The organism is uncultured Corynebacterium sp., from assembly GCF_902782855.1.
Classification (GTDB): Bacteria; Actinomycetota; Actinomycetes; order Mycobacteriales; family Mycobacteriaceae; genus Corynebacterium.
In genome coordinates this window covers 1-3,564 of record NZ_CACZOO010000248.1, presented here as the reverse complement: position 1 = coordinate 3,564, position 3,564 = coordinate 1, and the positions used below count along the sequence as shown (strand labels likewise).

The following is a 3,564-nucleotide window of genomic DNA, read 5'->3' as shown; positions in this document are numbered from 1 at the left end:
CCCGGGGCACACCTGCTGCTGTGCCGGGACAGTTCCTGGATCATCGAGGGGAGCTACTAGAATCCACAGGTATGTCCACCATGCGAAACCCCCGGTCAGGTAGTCCGTCAGGCGTCACGGCCGGGGTGGGTCCCCTGTGCTCCGACGTGACCGAGGAGCCGTTGCCGGGGACCGCCAAGGCAGGTGGCCTGATCCTCGCCCTGGAACACTCCCGAAACTGGGGCAGGGACATCCTCGACGGTGAGGCACTCGGCAGGGAACTCACCGGGCGGATCAAGCGGTACCTCAAGGCCTACCGCGCCCAACTGCAGTTCATCCGGCGTCCGGGGCGGCCCGGGCAGCAGGAGAGCGGCAGCATCGTCCTGTTCATCGCCGACGCCACCGCCGAGCCCCCGACGCTGGAGCGCATGGAACTGACCGGCCCGGAGGACCTGCTGACGGTCGACCTGTCCGCGCCCGGCTCGGTGCCCGGTGCGGTGCGGGTCGACCATCCGCTGCTGCTGGTGTGCACCCACGGCAAGCGTGACCGGTGCTGTGCGGTGAAGGGGCGTCCACTGGCCGGTGGGCTGCACCGGAAGCACCCGGAGATCGTGTGGGAGTCCTCCCACACCAAGGGCCACCGCTTCGCCCCGTCGATGATCCTGTTGCCGTGGAACTACTCCTTCGGCACCCTCGACCTGGACGGCGCTTCGGCCATGCTCGACGATGTGCTCGCGGGGCGACTTCCGGTCGCGGGCAACCGTGGCCGCGGGACCCTGGACCCCCGCGCCCAGGTTGCCGAGCTCGCCGTCGCCGCAGTGCTGGCTGAGGCGGGGGATCCCGCAGCACCCGGCGAGCTGCAGGTGGCGCCGTACCTGGCGGACGCCCCGGTCGCGTCGGTGGCCCCGACTGAACCTGCCGAGTCTCCGGCACTCACCGCAGACGCCCCCGACCCCGCCGAGACCTATGCCGCCGTCGCCGCGATGGTGCCCGAGGAGCTGCGCCGCCGGGCCGGCGAGCTGATGGCCCAGCGCATCGAGATGAAGATCACCGGACGTTACGGGGAACTCAAGGAGCTCAAGCGACAGGGGCACTTCCAACCCGTCTACGACTACGAGCGGGCGGTGAAGGAGGCTGCGATCGCCCACGGCATCTACGGCAAGTACAGCAAATACGGGAAGTACAGCGCCTATGCGAAGACCGGTGCTGTCGGTGCGGCAGGGGAGCGTCGTCCGGCGAAGAGCAGGAAGGACGCCCCGCTGCTGGTGACCCGGGGTCCCCGGTCGACCGGGGAGGACGCCCGCTCCTGGCGGGTGACCCTGGAGTCGCAGCGCTGCTACCCGGTGATGTCCTCCTGCGGTGACCGGCCGAAGGAGGGGCGGTCCTGGGTCGCGACCGAGGTGACTGAACTGACCGCGGAGGGCGCACCCGTCACCGCCTGACAACGCGCGCTGACAACGCGCGCTGACGTCACCGCCTGATGTCACCGCCTGATGTCGATGACCAGGCGGGTCGGGTCGGTGAGGGTGGTGGCGGAGATGTCGTCGAGTGTGATGTCGCCGTCGGTCAGACCGATGACGATGAGCTGCGTCCCCTCGAAGGCACCCATGGCCTTCACCGAGGCGACGGACCCCGCGGGGATGCCGGAGACCGACGGTTCCACACCGTTGTAGGTGATGCCGTGGACGGCGACGGTCAGGGCCTGCGCGCCGGTGTACTCCACGGGGAAACCGGAGCCGTCGGCGGTGGGGTTTTCGGTGAGCCGCAGGGCAGACCCCGGCGTGCCGGTGCCGTTCAGGTCGACGACGATGCGGTCGTAGCCGTCGTGGGATCCGGCGCGGATCCCGGTGATGTCGAGCTGGGTCCCGGGCCCGGGTACCGTGTCCTCCGGCGGGCCCGGTGGTGGGGGAGGAGCGGAGGCCTCCGTGCCCGGGTCCGTGTCCGGGGCCGTGTCCGGGGCCTCTGTCCCCGGGGTGCCGGGTTCAGGAGTGCCGGTCACCGTGTCCGTGACCGTCTGCGTCACTGTGCCGGTGGGCGTGGTGGTGGCGTCCTCATCTGTCCCGTCGTCCCCGGAACAGGCGACAAGGCCGCCGACGACGACGAGGGACAGGAGCGCCCCGGAGATTCCGGTCGGTCGGTAGATGCTCATGACATCCAGGGTACGTTCGCCGCTGGAGGTCAGACACCCCTGCGGGTGGGCGGTACCTGGAACAGAGATCTGCCAGGGCCCAGGTCGCTTTCGTGGAGTGAAAGCAACCTGATCCCTGGCAGATGTCGGATTGGGGACCCGGAACTACCGGCGCATGATCCTGCGCGCCAGCCAGTTGCCGAAGAGCTGCGCGATCTGGACGATGACGATGATCACGACCAGCGTCACGTAGGTGACGTTGTTGTCGAAGGCACGGTAGCCGTACTGGATGGCGAAGTCACCCAGGCCGCCGGCACCGACGTAGCCGGCCATCGCGGACATGTCGACGATGGCGATGAACATGAACGTCGCGCCGAGGATCAGCGGGCCGAGGGCCTCGGGGATGATCACCGTGAAGATGATCCGCAGCGGGGACGCGCCCATCGCCCGTGCCGCCTCGATCACACCCGGATCGATGCTGACCAGGTTCTGCTCGACGATGCGGGCGGCGCCGAAGGCGGCGGCGATGATGATCGCGAAGGTCGCCGCGTTCAGGCCGAGGATCGTTCCGACCACGGCTTTCGTCACCGGTCCGAGGGCGGTGAGCAGGATGATGAACGGCACCGGCCGGACGATGTTGACCAGCAGGTTGAGGATCCAGAACACCGGCCGGTTGGCCAGCACACCGCCGCCGCGGGTGGTGTACAGCAGGATGCCGATGACCAGGCCGGCGAGTCCGCCGCCGACCAGGCCCCACAGGGCCATGTACAGCGTCTGGCCGATGGCGTCCTGGAAGATGGGGGACAGGTAGTCCCAGTCGGTGTCCTTGGCGAGAACGAAGGTGTCGGGAGTTTCTGTGCCGCTCATCGGATCTCCTCGATCTCAGTCGTGTCGGACAGGTTCCGGTAGAAGTTCTCCACTGCGCGTTTCCCGGCGTCACCGGTGCTCTCCGGGGCGGTCATCCGCACGGTGAGGCGGCCGAAGGAGTGGGACTGCAGCGTGGTGACACCACCGTGGACGATGTTCACACTGACCCCCGCGCGCTCGACCTCGGAGACGGCGTGGAAGAAGCCCGCGCCCTCCTTCATGGTGACCGTGAAGAGGCGTCCCACACCGGTGTTGAGGTCCGATGCCTCGATGAGGTCCGGGGTGTTGCGCAGGGAGGTGGCGACGAAGTTCGCCGCCGTGTCCGTCTGCGGGTCGGAGAAGACCTTGTAGACGCTGCCCTGCTCCACCACCCGGCCGTTCTGCATGACCACGACCTGGTCGGCGATGGTGCGCACGACCTCCATCTCATGGGTGATCACCACGATGGTGATGCCGAGTTCCCGGTTGATCTCACGGAGCAGGTTAAGGACGTCGTGGGTGGTCTCGGGATCCAGCGCCGAGGTGGCCTCATCGGCGAGCAGGAGCCGGGGGTTGGTGGCCAGTGCACGGGCGATGCCGACGCGCTGCTT

4 protein-coding genes are annotated in these 3,564 nt (G+C 68.4%); 1 reads left to right on the top strand and 3 read right to left on the bottom strand.

The genetic code is table 11. The features are described from left to right. Positions 1 to 71 precede the first annotated feature (71 nt). Entirely contained in the window at positions 72 to 1,421 is a 1,350-nt protein-coding gene (locus tag QZV72_RS10145; protein WP_297008121.1) for a sucrase ferredoxin, read from the top strand. Between the two features lie 41 nt (positions 1,422 to 1,462). On the opposite strand, the gene QZV72_RS10140 is transcribed toward QZV72_RS10145, so the two are convergent. The 3 genes from QZV72_RS10140 to QZV72_RS10130 form a co-directional block, all read right to left on the bottom strand. Beyond that, a complete protein-coding gene (locus QZV72_RS10140) occupies positions 1,463 to 2,128 on the bottom strand; it encodes a hypothetical protein (RefSeq protein WP_297008118.1) in 666 nt (221 codons plus the stop codon). A gap of 144 nt (positions 2,129 to 2,272) precedes the next feature. After that, the gene (locus QZV72_RS10135) at positions 2,273 to 2,974 is read right to left on the bottom strand and encodes a methionine ABC transporter permease (RefSeq protein WP_297008116.1); all 702 of its coding nucleotides are present in this window, start codon (positions 2,972 to 2,974) and stop codon (positions 2,273 to 2,275) included. Then, positions 2,971 to 3,564 (bottom strand): NIL domain-containing protein (locus tag QZV72_RS10130; RefSeq protein WP_297008114.1); only part of this gene is annotated, 594 nt, incomplete at its 5' end. The genes QZV72_RS10135 and QZV72_RS10130, both read right to left, overlap by 4 nt.

Coding starts and splice junctions, on each gene's coding strand:
- QZV72_RS10140 (WP_297008118.1), bottom strand. CDS start 2,128: ATGAGCATCTACCGACCGACCGGAATCTCCGGGGCGCTCCTGTCCCTC.
- QZV72_RS10135 (WP_297008116.1), bottom strand. CDS start 2,974: ATGAGCGGCACAGAAACTCCCGACACCTTCGTTCTCGCCAAGGACACC.
- QZV72_RS10145 (WP_297008121.1), top strand. CDS start 72: ATGTCCACCATGCGAAACCCCCGGTCAGGTAGTCCGTCAGGCGTCACG.